This window comes from Helicobacter baculiformis (genome assembly GCF_900197685.1).
Taxonomy (GTDB): Bacteria; Campylobacterota; Campylobacteria; order Campylobacterales; family Helicobacteraceae; genus Helicobacter; species Helicobacter baculiformis.
The window spans coordinates 12,801-31,691 of record NZ_FZMF01000002.1 but is presented as its reverse complement, the minus strand read 5'-3'; the positions used below and the strand labels follow the sequence as shown (position 1 = coordinate 31,691).

General features: G+C 46.0%; 15 protein-coding genes and 5 tRNA genes. 6 read left to right on the top strand and 14 right to left on the bottom strand.

Translation table 11 applies throughout. The features are described 5' to 3' along the window. Window positions 1–61: 61 nt before the first annotated feature. The 6 genes from C6G87_RS00310 (at window position 62) to C6G87_RS00285 (ending at window position 5,241) form a co-directional block, all read left to right on the top strand. Complete coding sequence (locus C6G87_RS00310) at window positions 62–607, top strand: YbhB/YbcL family Raf kinase inhibitor-like protein (RefSeq protein ID WP_104751658.1); 546 nt, start codon at window positions 62–64, stop codon at window positions 605–607. Between the two features lie 66 nt (window positions 608–673). Then, window positions 674–1,171, top strand: coding sequence for a 3-hydroxyacyl-ACP dehydratase FabZ (gene fabZ, locus C6G87_RS00305; protein WP_104751561.1), 498 nt, complete (start codon window positions 674–676; stop codon window positions 1,169–1,171). Further along, window positions 1,168–1,968: an acyl-ACP--UDP-N-acetylglucosamine O-acyltransferase gene (gene lpxA, locus C6G87_RS00300; protein WP_104751560.1), complete on the top strand. Its 801-nt coding sequence runs from the start codon at window positions 1,168–1,170 to the stop codon at window positions 1,966–1,968. The genes fabZ and lpxA overlap by 4 nt, the downstream gene beginning before the upstream one ends. Continuing rightward, the gene (gene clpX / locus C6G87_RS00295; protein WP_104751559.1) at window positions 1,965–3,317 is read left to right on the top strand and encodes an ATP-dependent protease ATP-binding subunit ClpX; all 1,353 of its coding nucleotides are present in this window, start codon (window positions 1,965–1,967) and stop codon (window positions 3,315–3,317) included. The genes lpxA and clpX overlap by 4 nt, the downstream gene beginning before the upstream one ends. A 13-nt stretch (window positions 3,318–3,330) precedes the next feature. Then, a complete protein-coding gene (locus tag C6G87_RS00290) occupies window positions 3,331–4,368 on the top strand; it encodes a rod shape-determining protein (protein WP_104751558.1) in 1,038 nt (345 codons plus the stop codon). Window positions 4,369–4,395: 27 nt separating this feature from the next. After that, on the top strand, window positions 4,396–5,241 hold the full coding sequence (locus C6G87_RS00285) for a rod shape-determining protein MreC (RefSeq protein ID WP_233708923.1): 846 nt from the start codon (window positions 4,396–4,398) through the stop codon (window positions 5,239–5,241). A 118-nt stretch (window positions 5,242–5,359) separates the two neighbouring features. On the opposite strand, the gene C6G87_RS00280 is transcribed toward C6G87_RS00285, so the two are convergent. The 14 genes from C6G87_RS00280 to C6G87_RS00215 form a co-directional block, all read right to left on the bottom strand. Continuing rightward, on the bottom strand, window positions 5,360–14,041 hold the full coding sequence (locus C6G87_RS00280; protein ID WP_104751557.1) for a DNA-directed RNA polymerase subunit beta/beta': 8,682 nt from the start codon (window positions 14,039–14,041) through the stop codon (window positions 5,360–5,362). Between the two features lie 136 nt (window positions 14,042–14,177). Further along, on the bottom strand, window positions 14,178–14,552 hold the full coding sequence (gene rplL, locus C6G87_RS00275) for a 50S ribosomal protein L7/L12 (protein WP_104751556.1): 375 nt from the start codon (window positions 14,550–14,552) through the stop codon (window positions 14,178–14,180). Between the two features lie 9 nt (window positions 14,553–14,561). Further along, window positions 14,562–15,044, bottom strand: coding sequence for a 50S ribosomal protein L10 (gene rplJ, locus C6G87_RS00270; protein WP_104751555.1), 483 nt, complete (start codon window positions 15,042–15,044; stop codon window positions 14,562–14,564). A gap of 90 nt (window positions 15,045–15,134) precedes the next feature. After that, on the bottom strand, window positions 15,135–15,836 hold the full coding sequence (gene rplA / locus C6G87_RS00265; RefSeq protein ID WP_104751554.1) for a 50S ribosomal protein L1: 702 nt from the start codon (window positions 15,834–15,836) through the stop codon (window positions 15,135–15,137). A 2-nt stretch (window positions 15,837–15,838) separates the two neighbouring features. Next, window positions 15,839–16,267 (bottom strand): 50S ribosomal protein L11, encoded by a 429-nt coding sequence (rplK, locus tag C6G87_RS00260; RefSeq protein WP_104751553.1) that lies wholly within the window; start codon window positions 16,265–16,267, stop codon window positions 15,839–15,841. Between the two features lie 9 nt (window positions 16,268–16,276). Further along, the gene (nusG, locus tag C6G87_RS00255) at window positions 16,277–16,804 is read right to left on the bottom strand and encodes a transcription termination/antitermination protein NusG (RefSeq protein ID WP_104751656.1); all 528 of its coding nucleotides are present in this window, start codon (window positions 16,802–16,804) and stop codon (window positions 16,277–16,279) included. A 15-nt stretch (window positions 16,805–16,819) separates the two neighbouring features. After that, window positions 16,820–16,999 (bottom strand): preprotein translocase subunit SecE, encoded by a 180-nt coding sequence (gene secE / locus C6G87_RS00250; protein WP_104751552.1) that lies wholly within the window; start codon window positions 16,997–16,999, stop codon window positions 16,820–16,822. 24 nt (window positions 17,000–17,023) lie between these two features. Further along, a tRNA-Trp gene (locus C6G87_RS00245) sits at window positions 17,024–17,099 on the bottom strand. A 19-nt stretch (window positions 17,100–17,118) separates the two neighbouring features. Continuing rightward, window positions 17,119–17,277, bottom strand: a complete 159-nt coding sequence (gene rpmG / locus C6G87_RS00240; protein ID WP_104751551.1) for a 50S ribosomal protein L33 — start codon at window positions 17,275–17,277, stop codon at window positions 17,119–17,121. Window positions 17,278–17,285: 8 nt separating this feature from the next. Next, entirely contained in the window at window positions 17,286–18,485 is a 1,200-nt protein-coding gene (tuf, locus tag C6G87_RS00235; RefSeq protein WP_104751550.1) for an elongation factor Tu, read from the bottom strand. A gap of 48 nt (window positions 18,486–18,533) precedes the next feature. After that, a tRNA-Thr gene (locus tag C6G87_RS00230) sits at window positions 18,534–18,608 on the bottom strand. Window positions 18,609–18,613: 5 nt separating this feature from the next. Continuing rightward, window positions 18,614–18,690, bottom strand: a tRNA-Gly gene (locus tag C6G87_RS00225). Between the two features lie 2 nt (window positions 18,691–18,692). After that, a tRNA-Tyr gene (locus C6G87_RS00220) sits at window positions 18,693–18,778 on the bottom strand. A gap of 3 nt (window positions 18,779–18,781) precedes the next feature. Then, window positions 18,782–18,857 (bottom strand) — tRNA-Thr (locus C6G87_RS00215). Window positions 18,858–18,891: the final 34 nt, after the last annotated feature.

The window sequence follows — 18,891 nt, the reverse complement described above, 5'->3', positions numbered from 1 at the left end:
TGTCTTGATGGGGGTGGCAAGCTCCCAGCCACGCCAAACAACACAACAGCAAGGAGAACAGATGCAATTTTTTAAAGTTTTTGTGCACACCGATGATCAAGGATTTTTAGATCTCAAATTTGGAGGCAATGCGCAAGCGCAATTCTTAGAGCATGGTCTGCCCAAACGATCGCCTGAAATCAGTTGGGAGGCAGTGCCCGGGGCCAAGAGTTATGCCCTAGAAATTGTGGATGACGATGCGGCCTTTGTGGTGGGCAAATCCTTTATTCACTGGGTGGTGGGCAATATCACGGGCACCAAGCTGGCTGAAAACGCTTCTGTGGAAAACAAGCATATTGCCCAAGGGGTTAACTCGCTCACAGAAGGGTATTGGCGCTCTTCTTTGAGTCCAGAGGAAAAACATGCTTCTAATTTGTCTAATAGCACCTATATTGGACCCATGCCTCCCAATGGCGATCACCATTACTTGATCCAAGTCTATGCCCTAGATGTGGCGCATGTGGATTTAAAAACCCCCTTCTTTATTGGCGATCTCCACGATGCTATCAGGGGGCATATCTTAGGCTTGGGACGCGTGGAATTCAAATACCCCAAAATGCGTCGCTAATGGAGTTTTAAACTTGGGCATGGTAGAGTTAAAAGTTCAGCTAAGTTTTCACGCAAAGGTCTTAACATGCAAGATTGTGTGCTAGACATGGACATCCATGCCATCGCTCAAATTCTACCCCATCGCTACCCGTTTTTGCTCGTGGATCGGGTAGTGCGCTTGCAAACTTATAGGCAGGTGCACGCTTATAAAAATATCACCTATAACGAAGAGGTTTTTACAGGGCATTTCCCCAGCAAGCCCATTTACCCGGGTGTACTCATCGTAGAGGGCATGGCGCAAGCGGGTGGACTTTTGGCTTTTGTAAGCTTGTTTGGAGTCGATCCGGAGGTGGCGCGCACTAAGCTGGTGTACTTCATGACCATCGATCGTGTGAAATTTAGAAATCCTGTTACCCCGGGCGATCAAATGCATTACCATCTAGAGGTGATCAAGTATAAAGGCATGATTTGGCAAGTGGGAGGCGTGGCTAAGGTGGGGGACAAGGTCATGGCAGAAGCAGAGCTTAAGGCTATGATTGTGGATAAAGAGAGTGGCAAGAGAGGTGCAGGAGAGCAAGCATGATCGCGAGCACAGCTATTATTGATCCTAAGGCTTGCATCGCTCCGGGTGTGCGCATCGGGCATTTTTGCGTGATAGGTCCGGATGTAACTCTAGAGGAAGGAGTAGAGCTTTATAACAATGTTAGCGTGTTAGGGCGCACTACAATTAAGAAAGACACAACCATTTTCCCTTATGCTACTTTGGGCACCATCCCTCAAGATTTAAAATATAATGGAGAAGAAACACAACTTGTGATTGGGGAGCGCAACCTAATCCGCGAATATTGCATGATCAATCCGGGTACTCAAGGTGGAGGGGGTGTCACACGGATTGGCAATGATAACCTCCTGATGGCTTATGTGCATGTCGCCCATGATTGCCAAATTGGAAATTATTGCATTTTAGCCAATGGGGTTACTTTGGCTGGGCATATTGAAATTGGCGATCATGTCAACATTGGCGGACTTACTGCTATCCACCAATTTGTGCGCATTGCTAGGGGTTGCATGGTGGCCGGGGCTAGCGCGTTGGGTAAGGATGTTCCCCCCTATTGCATTGTAGAAGGCAATCGCGCCTTTATTAAGGGAATCAATCGTCATCGCATGCGCAGGCTTTTACAAGGAAATGAAATTGATTTTATCAGTGCGCTTTACAAAAAGCTCTTTGATTGCAAAGACACTTCCATACGCGACAACGCGACGCGACTCCTTGAAGAATATTTGGATAATCCCCATGCCCAAGAGATTTGTGGTTTTATTTTAAAGAGTGAGCGTGGAGTGGCTTTCAAGTCCGCGCATTTGACTCAGGAGGACACATGAACACCCGTTATTGTAGTTTTTGCAATAAGCCCGAGAGCACACTAGGTTACCAGCGTCGTCTAGTGTTTTCTTCTAAAAAATCTGGAAAAGACACCCATGTATGTGAATATTGTATTGAATACCTCTACAAGGAACTTCACACCGATTTACACCCTGGCGCGCTAGATAACCATAGATTAGAAGTTATCGAAAACATGCTTCCTAAGGCCAGCAAGAATGTCAGTACAGGTTTGGTGCCTTCACCTAGCGTACTTAAAGCATACTTGGATAACTATGTGATTGGACAGGAAGAGGCTAAAAAGGTCTTTAGTGTGGCTGTCTACAACCACTACAAGCGCCTAAACCACCAAGAAAAGCAAAGACAAAAGCAACACACCAAAAACACCGACTTTAGCGCTGAAAACTCTTTAGACGATGTGGAAATCTCCAAGTCTAATATCTTGCTCGTGGGTCCTACAGGTAGTGGCAAGACCTTGATGGCGCAGACTCTAGCGCGTTTCTTGAACATTCCTATTGCAATCAGCGATGCGACTAGCTTGACAGAAGCGGGCTATGTGGGTGAAGATGTAGAAAACATCTTGACGCGCCTACTGCAGGCTAGCGATGGCGATGTGGAGCGCGCCCAGCGCGGGATCGTCTTCATCGATGAGATCGACAAAATCGCCCGCCTCTCAGAGAACCGCTCCATCACGCGCGATGTGTCCGGGGAGGGGGTGCAACAAGCCCTTTTAAAGATCATTGAGGGGAGTGTGGTGAATGTCAGCCCTAAGGGCGGACGCAAACACCCCAATGAAAACTTTGTCCAAATTGATACGACCAACATTCTCTTCATTTGTGGCGGCGCGTTTGATGGCATTATTGACATCATCAAACGCCGAATCCATAGCAATGTGCTAGGCTTTGGCAATGAGAAGAAAACCAAAGAGCAATTAGAGGATATTCTACACTTGGTGGGCCCCGAGGATCTCATTAGTTATGGCTTGATCCCTGAACTCATCGGGCGTTTGCCTGTCATCTCCACGCTCAAACCCATTTCTAAAGAGGCGATGGTGGACATTCTGCTCAAACCCAAAAACGCGCTCATCAAACAATACCAACAGCTGTTTAAAATGGATGGCGTGGAATTGATCTTTGAACCCAACGCGATTGAAGAAATCGCCAATCTAGCCATCAAACGCAAGGTGGGCGCGCGAGGATTGCGATCCATCATTGAAAGCTTTAGCATGGATGTGATGTTCGATCTGCCCAGCCTCAAAGATTACCAAGTGATCATTACTAAAGAATGCGTCTTACAACAAGAAAAACCCTTGTATATCAAGAAAAATAAACCTTTACCCATGCCATCTTAATAGAAAGAAATCCATGATACTTGACAAACTGATCGGCGTTTTTTCGCATGATGTTGCCATCGACTTGGGGACAGCTAATACTGTGGTCTCTGTCAAAGGGCAGGGAATCATCATCAATGAACCCTCCATTGTAGCGGTCAAGTTGAACAAATACGATCGCATGGAGGAGGTGCTCGCTGTGGGGAGCGAGGCTAAGGAGATGATTGGCAAAACCCCCGCTGGGGTGCAGGCGATCCGCCCCATGAAAGATGGTGTGATCGCAGATTTTGACATCACCGAGAAAATGATTCGCTATTTCATTGAGAAAGCCCACCAACGAAAGGCTTTGATTCGCCCCCGCATCATGGTTTGTGTGCCCTATGGCTTGACCAGTGTAGAGCGCAAGGCGGTTAAAGAAAGTGCCATGAGTGCTGGCGCGCGCGAAGTCTTCTTGATTGAAGAGCCCATGGCTGCTGCCATTGGGGCGGGCCTGCCCGTGAAGGACCCCCAGGGGAGCTTGATTGTGGATATCGGCGGGGGCACAACAGAAATTGGGGTGATCAGTCTAGGCGGGCTGGTGGTGAGCAAGAGTATCCGCGTGGCGGGGAATAAATTAGACGCGAGCATTGTGGATTATGTACGCAAAACCTATAACTTGCAAATTGGGGAGCGCACAGGTGAAGAAGTTAAAATTGCTATCGGCTCGGCTATCGAACTTAACCCTCCCTTGACAATGGAGGTCAGTGGGCGTGATCAGGTAAGCGGGATTTTAAACACCATCACTTTGAGTAGTGAAGATGTGCGCGAGGCAATTAAGGAGCAGATTCGTGAAATCAGCAACGCGCTCAAGGCGGTTTTAGAAGAAGTCAAACCCGATTTAGCCGGCGATATTGTAGAAAATGGTGTGGTGCTCACCGGTGGGGGGGCGCTCATTAGAGGACTGGATAAGTATCTGAGCAATATTGTAAAGTTGCCCGTTTTTGTGGGTGAAGAACCGCTTTTAGCAGTGGCAAGGGGTACTAGCCGTGCTATTGAAGACTTAGATTTACTAAGTAGTTTAGGGGATCTGTAACTAAGCTACATGCTCCATAAGCGCACTGTGCTGATTTTGATACTCTTCTTGTGTGCGCTGTGGGTATTAGACATTAGAGGTTCGCGTAGCTTTATCAGCGATAAAATCAAACTAAGCTTTTCAGAGTTTCGCGTCGGTTTGGTAACTGCTTATCAACGTCACTTCCAACAAGCCGACACAATTGCACACTATCAAGCCCAAATAGAGGCTTATCAGCGTTTGCAGTTTTCTTATGCCGATCTACATGCAAGAAACCAAGCCTTGGCTCTAGAAGCACATGATCTGTCTATGCTTCAATCTACTCAGCCTCCCCGTATTAAGGCTCCCGATATTGCACAACTTTTTGCTGGACATGTTCCCACAACGTGCACGCTAGATAAACAATTTAATACTTATCTCTATAAGCCACCGCGTTTTACTCTCACACGGGTTTATGGATTTGCCAAGCTTAACAATCCTTACGAATTGCTTCTAGATGTCCAAACACCCTATCCTAAAGATAAGATTTTAGGCATGGTAGCTTTTGGACGCACCATAGGTATTGCTTTACAGCAAGAGGGGCGTTTTGTGGGACTCTTGCATGGAGATGCACGCACAAGTTACAGTGTAGCCGTTAAGAGTGGGGGAAAAGTGTATTATGGTTTTATTTCTAATCAAAACTTTAAAACTTATGTGGATTTTTTACCTGCTTACGCCCCCATTAAAACAGGTGATATTGTGGTGACCAGTGGTTTGGATGGGATTTTTAGCGCAGGTATTTATGTGGGTAAAATTGCACATATTGAAAACCATTATGCCTACAAAAAAGCCTCACTGCAACTTGGGGATTTAGAGCACATGCTTTTTTATGCAACCCTAATAGCAGTGCCCTAAATTCTTCAAACGCTTTTAGCGCTACACCACAGCGTATAGAATGCGTCTATTAATAGGTAAATCCCCCCCCATTTTTTATCCAAAACGAAGCTACATGATGGCATCCCTGCCAAGCTAGCTACTCTGCCTTTTCCTCTACCTCAGTAGCTTTGAGACACACCCTTTTATCCTTGTAAAGTCCGGTACCCACAGGAATCATGCGTCCTAGCACCACATTTTCTTTCAGATCTTCCAAGAAATCCTTTTTCATTGCAATGCTAGCCTCTGTGAGCACCTTAGTGGTTTCTTGGAAAGAAGCAGCAGAGATAATACTATCGCTCCCAATAGCTGCGCGGGTGATTCCCAACAGAACGGGTTCGGCAATGGCGGGCTCGCCCTTAAGGGACAGAATGCGCTGGTTTTCCTCTTTAAAATGTTTCTTGCTTACCAAATCGCCCTCAATGAATTTTGTGTCACCGCTATCCAAAATGCGTACTTGGCGCAACATCTGTGAGACAATGATTTCGATGTGTTTATCGGCAATGCTTACCCCCTGACGGCGATAAACCTGCTGCACTTCGCTTACAATATACTTGTGCAACTCTTTCTCGCCACTGATGCGCAAGATATCATGACTGCTCACCACGCCCTCTGTAATCGCCTCACCAGCATGCACGAATTCATTACCCTTAACTAAAATCTGTTTACCCTTGTCCACAAAATACTCTACACTGCGTCCATCATGTGCGGTTACCAACACGCGTTCTTTATTGCGTACTGCCTTGCCAAAGCTCACCGTGCCATCAATCTCAGAGAGAATTGCGGTGTCTTTAGGCTTGGACTTGCGCGCTTCAAAGATATCTGAAACGCGAGGTAGACCGCCGGTAATATCTTTAGACTTTGCCGTGGCTTTAGGAATTTTAGCCAAAATATCGGCAACCTCCACCTCTGCACCTTCTGCCACGACAATAGAGGTTTTAGGCTCCAAGGGATAGAACACACCCTCTTGCCCTTCCACTTCTATAAACAAACGGGGTTTGAGATCGCTAGATACATGGTCGTTGATAACCATCGCGCTTACACCCGTATTTTCATCTTCTTTCAGAGTAGCACTTACACCCACAACAATATCCACAAAGCGCACCACCCCTTTAATGTCGGCGATAATGGGCGTGCTATAAGGATCCCATGAGGCTATAATCTTTTTAGCATCATGGTTAGGTCTGACAAGTAAGGTGTCGGACTTGACTGCACTATTATCCTCCACCTCTATAACAGAATCCCTAGCGATGTAATGCCTGATCGCTTCTCGATCGTTTTCATCGGCAACTACTGCAAAAAGTCCTTTTTCTTGCACAATAGAACCTGCCTTGACATTTCTAGATCGTTCTAGATGATCGCCTACAAGTTTGTAGTATTTCACCACACCCTTTTCTTTAGCGTAGATATTTTGTGTGATGGGGTCATTATCATTGATGGCAATTTCACTAGCATAAGGGATGCGATTGGGCACATTCCAGCTATCTTTGATGATGTCTGCAATACTGCCTCCCCGGTGTACAGCATGTCCGTTACCATAAGGGAGGTAAATTTTGCCCTCAATCTTACCGCTTACTCCGGCTAGCTCGTTGGGCTTAGCTACATCACTCTTGCGGAGCACAAAACATGCTTCCTGCGTTGCGCCCACCACGCTTACCACCACTTCTTCATGGCTATGGTCAATTTTTAAAATTCCATCAAAGGGGGCTTTAATCTTAGGTTCTACCACTAAAATTGCCGCATTACGGCGATTAATGATAATATTTTTACCCTCTTTATTGCGATAGGTCTTAACATTGAAAAAGCGCACAAAGCCCTCATTATTGGCCACAATTTCGCGCTCTTCCTGACTTCTTGAAGCCGTACCACCCACGTGGAAAGTTCTTAGAGTTAATTGTGTTCCCGGTTCACCGATAGATTGCGCAGCCACCACGCCTACAGCTTCACCCGGTTTAACCATCTTGCCCTCGCCCAAATTCAACCCATAGCACTTTGCACACACTCCTTTATGTGCCTTACAGGTTACGGGAGTGCGGATGGTTACTGATTTGATTCCCGCTTCAACGATTTTTTTTGCTTTTTCCTCATCGATCATAGTATCCGTGTTAAGCAACACTTCGTTTGTAAGTGGATCGATAATATCCTCCACTAAGATGCGCCCAAAAATACGCTCTTCTAGGGGCTCGATGAGCTCATTACCCACCATAATATCAGTGATCTCAATGCCCTCATGCGTGCCACAATCCTCTTGCACCACCTTGACATTTTGAGCAACATCGATAAGCTTACGCGTCAAATACCCGGCTGTAGCGGTCTTAAGTGCTGTATCGGCTAAGCCCTTACGCGCTCCGTGCGTAGAGTTAAAATATTCTAGGACATTCAAACCATCTTTAAAGCTAGAGATGATGGGGGTTTCAATGATACTCCCATTGGGCTTAGTCATCAAACCGCGCATTGCTGAGAGCTGTTCGATTTGTGCAGCTGAACCTCGCGCCCCCGAATCAGCCATCATATAAATGGAGTTGAAACCTTGCTTGTCGCGCTTGATGGTTGCCATCATCTCACCCCCCATAGAGTTTTTAATCTCTGTCCAAATATCGATGATCTTATTGTAGCGTTCCTGTTCGCTCAAGCCTCCACTTTCAAACTGCGCTTGGATTGCCTTAGTGCGTTGTTTGGTCTCTTCAACAACTTGCTTTTTATTAGCTGGGGTGATAATATCATCCATAGAAATAGAAATACCCGCCTTAGTCGCATACCTAAAGCCTAACATTTTCAAATCATCCAAAAAGCGCGCGGTTTTACCAATACCGCTTTCTTTATGCACAAAATCTACCAACGCGCCGATGTCTTTCTTTGTCATCACCCTATTCCATAGATGAGTGGGCACAAAATCGGGTAGAATGGATTTGAGCACTAAGCGCCCCGCACTAGTGTTTAAAACATGGTGACCTTGTAACACGCGTACTTTCGCATGGATGTCTAACTCCTTAGCGTCAATGGCAGTGAGCACTTCATGCACACCAGAGAAGATTTTATGTTCACCTAGCACCCCACTCTTTTCCAAAGAGAGGTAATAGAGCCCTAGCACCATGTCCTGACTGGGCACGGCCACCGCCTTCCCGCTGGCCGGCAATAAGATATTCATAGAGCTGAGCATCAAAACTTTACACTCGGTGATAGCTTCTTGACTTAAAGGAACATGCACCGCCATTTGATCGCCATCAAAGTCGGCATTAAAGGCTGAGCACACAAGAGGGTGCAATTGGATCGCCTTGCCATCGATAAGCTTGGGATGGAAAGCTTGGATCGATTGTTTGTGCAAAGTGGGCGCGCGGTTGAGCAAGACCGGGTAATTGTGCACGATTTCTTCTAAGCATTCCCAAACCTCATTAGTTTTTTGCTCAATCATGCGTTTTGCTTGTTTGAGTGTAGTTGCAAAGCCCTTTTCTTCCAGTTTCGAAAGTAAATGGGGTTTGAAAAGTTCAAGCGCCATTGTTTTTGGCAAGCCACATTGATCCATCTGCAAATTTGGCCCGACTACAATTACGCTACGCCCTGAGAAATCGACTCGCTTGCCCAGTAGATTTTGGCGGAAGCGTCCCTGCTTGCCCTTAATAATCTCTGAAAGTGACTTGAGCGGGCGTTTGTTTGCTCCTTTCACGGCGTTGGCATTTCTGCCATTATCAAAGAGAGCATCCACGCTCTCTTGCAACATGCGCTTTTCATTGCGCACAATGATTTCTGGTGCGCCCAATTCCATGAGGCGTTTCAAGCGTTGATTGCGATTAATCACGCGTCTATAAAGTTCATTGACATCGCTCACAGCAAATTTGCCCCCATCTAAAGCCACAAGGGGGCGTAAATCTGGAGGCAACACGGGCAGGGCGGTGAGCACCATCCACTCGGGACGGTTACCCGAATTCAAGAAACTTTCTACTACCTTAAGGCGTTTAATAAGCTTCTTTTTTTTGGCATCCGAGTTGGTTTCCTTAATCTCTTCTTTTAAGCTCTTCAACAACGCAACAAGATCGAGTTCTTCCAAGAGTTGTTTGATCACTTCTCCACCCATATGCGCTACAAAGCCTCTGCTCTCATAATGGCGCGCAATACTTTGGAATTGTTCTTCGTTCAAAATATCGTATTTGCAAACCGGCTTGGTGTTTTCATTATCATAAAAAGCTTCACCGGGTTCTTGCACCACATACGCCTCATAATAAAGCACTCGTTCTAGGTCTTTCATCTTAATACCTAGTAAAGTGCCAATGCGGCTGGGTAAAGAGTTGACATACCAAATATGCGCTACAGGGGTGGCTAATTCAATATGCCCCATGCGAAAAGAACGCACCTTAGAGCTAGTGATAGCCACTCCGCATTTCTCACAGCTCCCAATAGTCTTGTAGCGGGGTTTTTTATACTTCCCGCATAGGCATTCGTAATCTTTAGTAGGACCAAAGATCTTCATGCAAAAGAGTCCGTCCCGTTCTGGTTTGAGGGTGCGGTAATTGATGGTTTCGGGCTTTTTTACCTCTCCATAACTCCACTCTCTAATTTTATCCGGGCTAGCTAAGGTGAGTTGGAAAGAGCTAAAGTCTTTAGGGCGTTCGTCCTCTTTGATCGCAATGGGTTTAGGCGCGCCAAATTCGTCCACTTCATCCCCGAAGATATTCACATCGAGCCCCAAAGATTGCAATTCTTTAGTGAGAACATAAAAAGTTTCAGGGATTTCAGATTCGCCCACATGCTCGCCTCGTGCTACCGCTTTATAAGCGTTCTCGCGCCCCTTGATGTCGTCAGACTTGACCGTGAGCATTTCCTTGAGCGTGTGGGCTGCCCCATAGGATTCTAGCGCCCACACCTCCATTTCCCCAAAGCGTTGTCCTCCAAAGAGCGCTTTCCCGCCAACAGGTTGCTGGGTTACCAAAGAATAAGGTCCTGTGCTTCTGGCATGCACTTTTTCATCCACCAAGTGGTGGAGTTTGAGCATGTACATGTATCCCACATTCACCCGCTCTTTCATCTTTTCGCCCGTGCGTCCGTCATAAAGTTCGATTTTACCATCTGGATCGATTTGGGCAAGTTCAAAAAGGCGTTTGAACTGTTCTTCGCTAATGCCCTCAAAGACAGGGATAGCAAATTTCACCCCCGAACTCCAATCGCGCGCGTAGGCGAGCAAGGTTTCGTCTGGGCAATTTTCTAGCATTTTGGCCAGCGCGTCGTTTTGGATATTGACCACATGGGCGATCTCTAACATTTTAGCGCGTAATTTAGTCAACATGTCATGAGTGTGCTCTTTTAACAGCACATCAATTTGGGCGCCCAGCCGTTTGCCCACTAATCCTAAATGCACCTCTAGAATCTGCCCGATATTCATCCGGCTTGGTACACCTAAGGGGTTGAGCACAATATCCACAGGTTCACCATCAGCCGTATAGGGCATATCTGCAATGGGCACGATATTAGAAACAATGCCCTTGTTACCATGCCGTCCGGCCATTTTGTCGCCTACCTTAAGTTTACGCTTGGTCGCGATATAGACCTTCACTTTTTTAATCACGCCATTGGGCAGAATGTCATCTTTTTCTAGGATTGAGAGTTTTTCTTCGTGCTCCTCCCCTAGAATTTTCTTTTGTTCGAGGAAATTAGCCTTGATGTGCTCAAATTGATCCTGAATACTTTTTTTATATTTCTTGGCCAAGGATGCCAGTCCAAAGCGATTGATTTCCATCACCACTTCTTTAGGGATTTTGCTCCCCTTTGAGTAGGTGGTGTCATTGAGGGTTGCGTTTTCTTCTAGGGGCTCTTTAGAGAAAAGAGCGCTGATCTGCAAGAGTTCTTCACGATTAAGCATTGTAAGGCGGTCATAATGCTCAATGTCCAATGCGGCCTTTTCTTCCTCATAGGCGCTAATGGCGCGTGCATCCTTTTCATAACCCTTTTTAGTCAGAATATGCACCCCAATCACAATTCCCTCTAAAGAAGGGGGGCAGTAAAGAGACTTATTGACCACATGCCCGGCCTTGTCCCCAAAGATAGCGCGCAATAAGCGCTCTTCAGGCGTGCTTTTCATCTCACCCTTAGGCGAAACCTTGCCCACTAAAATCATCCCGGCATTGACATAGGTCCCGATCTTGACAATCCCCCCGCTGTCCAAATGCGCGACTTCCTCTTCCTTAACATCCGGAATGTCTGGGGTGAATTCCTCGATTCCGTGCTTGAGCTCCCTAGCCTCAATCTCTTTTTCATAGACATGCACGGAAGTAAAGATATCGTCTTTAGTGATTTTTTCACTAACCACAATCGCATCTTCAAAATTATAACCATTCCATGGCATGAACGCCACGCGGATATTCTTGCCTAACGCTAATTCCCCCGCGTCCATGCTCGGTCCGTCAGCGATAATCTGTCCTGCTTCCACACGATCGCCCACTTTCACAATAGGATTTTGGTTAAAACAAGTGTTTTGGTTAGTGCGCAAATTCTTTTGTAGCAAATAAGCATCAATATAAGTCTCTTGCTCTCCTTCGCCCAAGATATAGATATTTTTAGAATCGATTTTCTCCACCACACCGCTGCGCGTCGCCTTGACACTTCCCCATGAATCGCGTGCTACAATACTTTCAATCCCCGTTCCCACAATAGGAGCTTCGGATTTTAAAAGTGGCACAGCTTGGCGTTGCATGTTTGTGCCCATCAAGGCGCGATTGGCATCATCGTGTTCTAAGAAGGGAATTAAAGAAGCCGCTACGCCTACAAGCATACGCGAACTTAAATCCATCAAGGTTACCTTGTGCTTCTCACGCATGACAATTTCCCCACCCACGCGCGTTTCAATGAAATCATCTACGATGTAGCCTTGCGCGTCCACGCGTGTACTAGCAGGAGCGATCACTTGCCCTTCTTCTTGAATGGCGGTCAGATAAACAACTTCATCACCCACTTTGCCATCTATGACCTTTTTATAAGGAGCTTCGATGAAACCTAGCTCATTTACGCGTGTAAATGTGGCAAGCGTGTTGATAAGCCCAATGTTTTGCCCCTCAGGAGTTTCAATGGGGCAAATGCGTCCGTAGTGGGTGGGGTGCACATCTCTAGCCTCAAAACCCACGCGATCCTTAACTAATCCACCCTCACCTAGCGCAGAAAGACGGCGTTTATGCGTCACCTCAGAGAGTGGGTTGGTTTGGTCCATAAATTGGGAAAGCTGTCCGCTCATGAAAAACTCTAAAATGGTGCTGGTGATCATCTTAGAATTGACTAGATCATGGGGCATGAGCGAGTCTAATGCGTTGTTCATGGTGGTGAGTTTATCCTTGATGGTCTTTTGCATTTTCATCAAGCCCTCATGTAGCTCGTTTGCCAAAAGCTCGCCCACGGCTCGGATTCGACGATTACCTAAGTGATCACGATCGTCAATCTGCCCCTGTGCATTTTTGATCTTAATCAAGTATTTCATGGTAGCAATGATATCTTCATGGGTGAGCACGGTTACATAGTCGGGCACCTTGACATGTAGCTTGTGATTCATTTTCATGCGCCCCACGCGAGTTAAATCATAGCGTTCTGGATCAAAGAAGAGCTGTTGCACATAAGCCTTAGCCACATCAGGGGTTACAGGGTCGCCCGGGCGCATGACCTTATAAATACGCACAGCAGCCAAAGCGCTTTCATCATCAATCTTTTCGCTCTGTTTAAGCAAACGCAACGCGTCCGCATCGCCCAAAAAAGAATGAATTAGCGCAGCATCATGCCCTAGAGCCAAATCGTTAGCAATGATAAACTCCCTGACACCAGCCTCATGAATTTTGTCTAGCTTGGGAGTTTCCAACAAACTTAGACTATCTAAGATTATCTCTCCTTGCGCGTCTAAAACGGGCTCAGCTAAGTAGCGATTGCGCAAAATATCGCTGGGGTATTCTACCCATTCAATCCCGCTCTCTTTAAGTTCTTTAGCCCGTTTACTGCTCGCTTTTTTGTTGGCTCCAACCAAGAGATTGCCCTGTGGATCTTTAAGATCAAAGTCAAGACGATCGTTAAGATTAATGCTTTCAAAAGGGATGAGATATTTGCCCTCGCTATAGCGCACCTTTAAGAGTGGGTAGAAGATACGGATAATATCCTGCTTGCTATAACCTAGAGCGCGGAAAAGAATGGTGGCAGAGACCTTGCGGCGTTTATTGATACGCACATGCAAAATGTCTTTAGCATCGTATTCGAAATAGAGCCATGAGCCCCGATCGGGGATAATCTGCCCAGTATAGATGAGTTTATTAGCACTTGTGGTGGATTTTTCTTCTTTAAAAATCACTCCGGGACTACGATGTAATTGATTGACCACCACACGCTCCACTCCATTAATGATAAAAGAAGTGCGATCCGTCATCAAGGGGATTTCACGGATAAAAATACTCTGTTCTTTGATGTCCTTAGTCCCTAATTTCTCTCCGGTTTTGGCATCCTTCTCCCATAAGATCAAGCGAATCTTAATTTTCAGAGGCACAGAGTAAGTAATGCCTCGCTCCATTGCTTCGCGCACGGTGTACTTACTCTTACCATATTCGCAATCCACATATTCTAAACTAATGCGGTTTTGGGTATCATGGATGGGAAAGACAGATTTAAAGACCCGTTCAATGCCACTCTCTCTCCCTTCTTTGGGATAAAGAAACGCCTCGTAGCTGTCTTTCTGTAAAAGTAACAGATTGGGAACTTCCAACTCTTGAGCCATTTTCGTAAAGTCCGCACGCAAGCGGTGCATCAAGGCTGTCTTAGAATATTGCATGTTGAACCTTTGTGGAATATGTAAAGTTGGCATTGTAGATAAATAGCCACACGCATTTACCTAAAATGTCGGCTTTAGCAAATACGCATGGAAATCCCCTTGAAATAACATCCCCCCGTCCTTTTTAAAAGGCAACTTACTTAACTTCAGCCTTCGCTCCGACTTCTTCAAGTTTCTTTTTGATGCTCTCGGCTTCTTCTTTGTTGACACCCTCTTTGAGCACATGGGGAGTTTTTTCAGTAGCTTCTTTAGCCTCCTTAAGACCCAAACCGGTAATCTCACGCACTACTTTAATAACCTTAATCTTCTCAGCCCCTGTCTCAGCCAACACCACGCTAAATTCTGTTTTTTCTTCCACGGCCTCAGCGGCTACGCCTCCACCAGCTCCAGCTACAACTGTTGGTGCGGCGCTTACACCAAATTTTTCCTCAAACGCTTTTACCAACTCGGAAAGCTCCAAAACACTTAAGCCTCCGATATACTCCAATAGCTCCTCTTTGCTAATTGCCATGTTGATCCTTTATGCTTCTTCTTTTGATTTTCTCAGATTATCCAAGCCCGTAACAAAATAGCGCGCTGGTGCACTCCAAACTGACAATAACATGCCAATAAGTTCTTCCCTACTAGGAAGTTTAGAAACCGCCTCAATATGCGTGCTATCTACCGCCTGTTTTTCATACAGTCCAAGCTTGACATGGAAATGCTCTTTGTGCTCTTTGGCAAAACCCATCACCACTTTTGAAAGGGCAATTTGATCTGCGCCCCAAACAAATAAATTCGTCTGTTTGAGCTCTAGAGAAGGCAACTGCGCCTCTTTAAGCGCGAGACTGGCCAAGGTGTTTTTGATCACCTGCACCTTAATCCCTTGCGCACGCGCTAGATGGCGTAATTGCTCTAGATGTTTCACGCTTAAGCCCTTGTAGTCGCACACCGCCAACGCCTCCATGTCAGTGAAAGCATCTCTCAAGGCGGAGACCAATTCTTGCTTTTTTTCCTTGTTCATTGTTTCCTCCTTTCCGACTTAACTTCCACAAGGCAACCCACACGGGTTATTTAAATCTAAAAGACCCTTGTTTCTCTAGTCTAAGATCAACTACTTGATATCCATTAGCTCTTGGGTATTGAGTCGCACACCCGGGGACATAGTCAAAGATACCACGCTATTACGAATATATTTCCCCTTAGAAGTGCTAGGTTTCAACTTATTGACCGCGCGCACCAATTCAAGCATGTTCTCTTTAATTTGCTCGACTCCAAAGCTAGCTTTGCCCACAGGAGCATGCAAATTGCCCTTTTTATCCACGCGAAAATTCACCTGCCCGCTCTTGGCATTGCTCACAGCCTTTTTGATATCCATGGTAACTGTGCCCGTTTTAGGGTTTGGCATCAAACCCTTAGGTCCCAAAATGCGCCCCACTTTCCCCACCACAGCCATCATGTCCGGAGTGGCGATCACCATGTCGAAATTGGTATTCCCATTCTTGATTTCTTCAGCCAAGTCCTCACCCCCGACCACATCAGCACCTGCTTCTCTAGCTTCATCAAGCTTAATATCTTTAGCAAAGACGGCAACACGCACTTTTTTACCCGTACCATGAGGTAGAACCACTGCACCGCGCACCATCTGATCGGCATGCCTAGGGTCTACACCTAAACGCAAAGCCATTTCAATAGTTTCATCAAACCTTGCTGAAGCTAAAGATTTAACAACACTCGCCCCTTCATCTAAACTATAAATCTTTTCTTTCTGAAACTTATTTGCTAATTTTTCTAAACGCTTCGCCACTTTTGTCATCTCTATCCTTCCATGACCTCAATGCCCATGCTTTTTGCACTGCCAATCACAATGCGCTTCGCTGCTTCCAAGTCTGTAGTATTAAGATCTTCTAGTTTATTTTTAGCGATCTCTTCCACCTGCTGCATGTTTAACTGGCCTACCTTATTTTTCAGAGGGTTATCCGCCCCTTTTGCTACGCCACTTGCCTTTTTAATGAGATCGGTCATGGGTGGCTTTTTGGTAATAAAGGTAAAACTTTTATCTTGATAAACCGTGATAATCACGGGAATATTAAAATTTCCCATGTCCTTAGTTCTCTCGTTAAATGCCTTACAAAACTCCATGATATTGACCCCCCTCTGCCCCAAAGCCGGACCTACGGGTGGAGAAGGATTCGCCTTCCCTGCAGGGATTTGTAATTTAATCTCGCCGACAACCTTTTTTGCCATGCACTCTCCTTAAATGATTTTTTCAACTTGAGAATAAAGAATCTCGATCAAGGTGTTGCGCCCAAAAATAGAAACATTAAGCTTAAGCTTGCGGTGTTGCACATCATATTCTTCCACAGTGGCAGTAAAATTAGCAAAAGGACCCTCGATAATACGCACAACTTCTCCGCGTTCATAGTAGATTTTGGGCTTAGGCGCAGCCCGGTTAGTCATCTTTTCTAAGATATTGCCAATATCTGCATCACTTAAAGGGGTAGGCTTTTTGCTTTCTCCAATAAAACGGCTCACTCGTGGCAAAGATTGAATCTTATGCCATAGAACCGTGTCCAAATCCACCTTAATAAAGACATAACCCGGATACAAACTGCGCTCGGTAACTTTATTCTTACTCTTTTTAGAGAGCTCAATCACATCTTCGGTAGGCACAATCACTTCCTGCACCCGATCCTCAATATTATTCTCTCTAACCATGTTCTCAATGGCTTTTTTAACTGCCTGCTCGCTTCCTGAGTAAGTTTGGATTGCATACCACTCCATGCCCACAAAAACCCCCTAAAGAATGCTAGCAACAAACGATGACAAAACAAAATCGATCAAAGCCAAAAACAAGGTAATGATACTCACCACAATCACCACAGAAACGAGGGCGTTGCGGATTTGCTCTCTGAGCGGAAAGATCACCTTTGATAGCTCTTCTTTTGTCAATCTGTAATGGGATAACCACTTTTTCATTCTACCAACTTTCTTTTGCCACCATGGCAGGCCAGGAGGGACTCGAACCCCCAACAATCGGTTTTGGAGACCGGCGCTCTACCATTGGAGCTACTGACCTGTATCCCCCTCAAGCGCCCCTAGCTTTTAAGTTTAACCTCTTTATGCGTGGTGCGCTTATTATCCCTAGGGCAAAACTTTTTGAGCTCCAGCTTCTCCGTATTCGTCTTGGCATTCTTGGTTGTGCTGTAATTGATCTCCGCACAATCCGCGCATTTCAAACCAACCTTGATTTTCATACTAATCCCTATTCAAGGATTTTCGTCACCACACCCGCGCCCACGGTTTTACCGCCTTCACGGATAGCAAATTTCGTACCCACTTCTAGCGCGATAGAACTGATAAGCTCGACCACAATTTTCGTGTTATCTCCAGGCATGATCATCTCTGTACCTTCAGGCAAAGTGATAGAACCAGTTACATCAGTAGTGCGCACATAGAATTGGGGACGATAGCCATTGAAAAAGGGTGTGTGTCGTCCACCCTCTTCTTTAGAGAGCACATACACCTCACCTTCAAACTTCTTATGAGGCGTGATGGAACCAGGTTTGCAAAGCACCATACCCCTAAAGACTTCTTCTTTTTTTGTGCCTCTGAGCAACACACCCACATTATCCCCGGCTTCGCCTTTATCAAGCTCTTTACGAAACATTTCTACACCGGTCACAGTGGTTTTTTGGGTGTCTTTAATGCCCACAATTTCCACTTCATCACCGATTTTGACTACGCCGCGTTCAATCCTACCAGTTACAACAGTGCCACGACCTGCAATCGAGAAGACATCTTCTACAGGCATCAAGAAGGCTTTTTCAGTGTCGCGCTCAGGGGTGGGCACATAACCATCTACTTGCGCCATCAAATCGAGCACTTTTTGACCCCATTCGCCGATGTTACCAGTTTTAGCTTCTTCTAAAGCTTTGAGAGCCGAGCCAGCAATAATAGGAGTGTCATCACCGGGGAAATCATAAGCACTCAAAAGTTCGCGTACTTCCATTTCTACGAGGTCCAAGAGCTCTTGATCGTCCACCATGTCCTGTTTGTTTAAAAACACTACGATATGGGGTACACCCACTTGACGCGCTAAAAGAATATGCTCACGGGTTTGAGGCATAGGACCATCAGCAGCTGAGACGACTAAAATCGCACCATCCATTTGGGCAGCACCGGTGATCATGTTCTTGACATAGTCGGCGTGTCCGGGGCAGTCTACATGCGCATAGTGACGGTTTTCCGTAGAATATTCGATGTGAGAAGTGGCGATGGTAATGCCCCTTTCTTTTTCTTCTGGGGCGTTGTCAATATTGTCATAGTCTTTGAGCTCGGCTAAACCTTTTAGGGATAGCACGGCAGAAATCGCTGCGCTCAAAGTGGTTTTACCATGGTCCACATGCCCGATGGTGCCCACATTGACATGGGGTTTGTTTCTCTCAAACTTTGCTTTTGCCATTTGTGCTCCTGTATTTAAAATTTAAAGCCTATTTAGGGATAGCTACACTGGAGCCCATAAGCGGAATTGAACCGCCGACCTCTTCCTTACCAAGGAAGTGCTCTGCCCCTGAGCTATATGGGCATCCATGGAGCGGGAAACGGGACTCGAACCCGCGACCCTCAGCTTGGAAGGCTGATGCTCTAGCCAACTGAGCTATTCCCGCGCTGGTGGTGAGACGTGGATTCGAACCACGGAAGGCGAAAGCCAGCAGATTTACAGTCTGCCCTCGTTGGCCACTTGAGTATCTCACCTACTGGAGCTGGCTAAGGGACTTGAACCCCCAACCTGCTGCTTACAAGGCAGCTGCTCTACCAATTGAGCTAAGCCAGCACTAACACAAACTCCTATCATAACACTTTTTTAC

What these genes read in the sequence shown, in the direction of transcription:
- C6G87_RS00310 (WP_104751658.1), top strand. Translation starts at nt 62, where the DNA reads ATGCAATTTTTTAAAGTTTTTGTGCACACCGATGATCAAGGATTTTTA.
- fabZ (WP_104751561.1), top strand. Translation starts at nt 674, where the DNA reads ATGCAAGATTGTGTGCTAGACATGGACATCCATGCCATCGCTCAAATT.
- lpxA (WP_104751560.1), top strand. Translation starts at nt 1,168, where the DNA reads ATGATCGCGAGCACAGCTATTATTGATCCTAAGGCTTGCATCGCTCCG.
- clpX (WP_104751559.1), top strand. Translation starts at nt 1,965, where the DNA reads ATGAACACCCGTTATTGTAGTTTTTGCAATAAGCCCGAGAGCACACTA.
- C6G87_RS00290 (WP_104751558.1), top strand. Translation starts at nt 3,331, where the DNA reads ATGATACTTGACAAACTGATCGGCGTTTTTTCGCATGATGTTGCCATC.
- C6G87_RS00280 (WP_104751557.1), bottom strand. Translation starts at nt 14,041, where the DNA reads ATGCAATATTCTAAGACAGCCTTGATGCACCGCTTGCGTGCGGACTTT.
- rplL (WP_104751556.1), bottom strand. Translation starts at nt 14,552, where the DNA reads ATGGCAATTAGCAAAGAGGAGCTATTGGAGTATATCGGAGGCTTAAGT.
- rplJ (WP_104751555.1), bottom strand. Translation starts at nt 15,044, where the DNA reads ATGAACAAGGAAAAAAAGCAAGAATTGGTCTCCGCCTTGAGAGATGCT.
- rplA (WP_104751554.1), bottom strand. Translation starts at nt 15,836, where the DNA reads ATGACAAAAGTGGCGAAGCGTTTAGAAAAATTAGCAAATAAGTTTCAG.
- rplK (WP_104751553.1), bottom strand. Translation starts at nt 16,267, where the DNA reads ATGGCAAAAAAGGTTGTCGGCGAGATTAAATTACAAATCCCTGCAGGG.
- nusG (WP_104751656.1), bottom strand. Translation starts at nt 16,804, where the DNA reads ATGGAGTGGTATGCAATCCAAACTTACTCAGGAAGCGAGCAGGCAGTT.
- secE (WP_104751552.1), bottom strand. Translation starts at nt 16,999, where the DNA reads ATGAAAAAGTGGTTATCCCATTACAGATTGACAAAAGAAGAGCTATCA.
- rpmG (WP_104751551.1), bottom strand. Translation starts at nt 17,277, where the DNA reads ATGAAAATCAAGGTTGGTTTGAAATGCGCGGATTGTGCGGAGATCAAT.
- tuf (WP_104751550.1), bottom strand. Translation starts at nt 18,485, where the DNA reads ATGGCAAAAGCAAAGTTTGAGAGAAACAAACCCCATGTCAATGTGGGC.